Here is a 1066-nt window from a genome sequence, read left to right as displayed (position 1 = left end):
GCCTGGATGGACCGCCTGCCGCCCGAGGTGGTGGAAAAAGTCAAGGCCATGAGCCCGGACGAGCGTCGCGCCTTTTTCCAGAAATTGCGTGAACGTCGACAGCAAGGCGCTCAGTAAGTGTTGCACCGTCCCTTCCGACTGCTGCCGCCATGAATATCTCGCGTCTTTTTATCCTGCGACCGGTCGCCACCTCCTTGCTCATGGTGGCGATCCTGATCGCCGGCGCGCTGGCCTATCGCCTGTTGCCCCTGTCCGCGCTGCCCGAAGTGGATTACCCCACGATTCAGGTCACCACCCTGTACCCTGGCGCCAGTCCGGATGTCATGACATCGGCCGTCACGGCCCCCCTGGAGCGCCAGTTTGGCCAGATGCCGGGCCTGAACCAGATGTCGTCTTCCAGTTCGGGTGGCGCCTCCGTCATCACCTTGCGCTTTTCCCTGGATGTGTCGCTGGACGTCGCAGAGCAGCAGGTGCAGGCGGCCATCAACGCTGGCAGCAATTTGCTGCCTACTGACCTGCCGATGCCACCGACCTACAGCAAGGTCAATCCGGCCGATGCCCCGATCCTGACCCTGGCCATCACCTCGCCTTCGTTGCCGGTGATTCGGGTCCACGATTTGGTCGAAAACCGGCTCGCGCCCAAGCTGTCACAAGTGCCCGGTGTCGGCCTGGTCGCCATTGCCGGCGGGCGCCGGCCCGCTGTGCGCATTCAAGCCAATCCCGCCACCCTGACGGCACTGGGTCTGTCGCTCGATGATGTGCGAACCGCCATCACGGCAGCCAACGTCAACCAGGCCAAGGGCAGTTTTGACGGCTCGGTTCGTGCCTCCACCATCGACGCCAACGACCAGCTCAAGTCCGCGGCCGAATACGCCAAGCTCATCATCGCCTTCAAGAATGGCAATCCGATCCGCCTGACTGACATTGCCCAAATCGTGGACGACGCAGAGAACATGCGCCTGGCCGCCTGGGCCGACAAGACGCCCGGCGTGATTCTGAATATCCAGCGCCAACCCGGCGCCAACGTGATCGAGACCGTGAATCGCATCAAGGCTTTGTTGCCGCA

General features: G+C 62.8%; 1 protein-coding gene. It reads left to right on the top strand.

Translation table 11 applies throughout. From position 1 onward, the window contains the following. Window positions 1–149: 149 nt before the first annotated feature. Window positions 150–1066 (top strand): efflux RND transporter permease subunit (locus B3V69_RS08665; protein WP_296445643.1); only part of this gene is annotated, 917 nt, incomplete at its 3' end.

Origin of the sequence: Rhodoferax sp. UBA5149, from assembly GCF_002413825.1 — a bacterium.
GTDB lineage: Bacteria > Pseudomonadota > Gammaproteobacteria > Burkholderiales > Burkholderiaceae_C > Rhodoferax.
The sequence above is the reverse complement of the archived record's forward strand: the minus strand, read 5'-3'. Positions and strand labels throughout refer to the sequence as shown.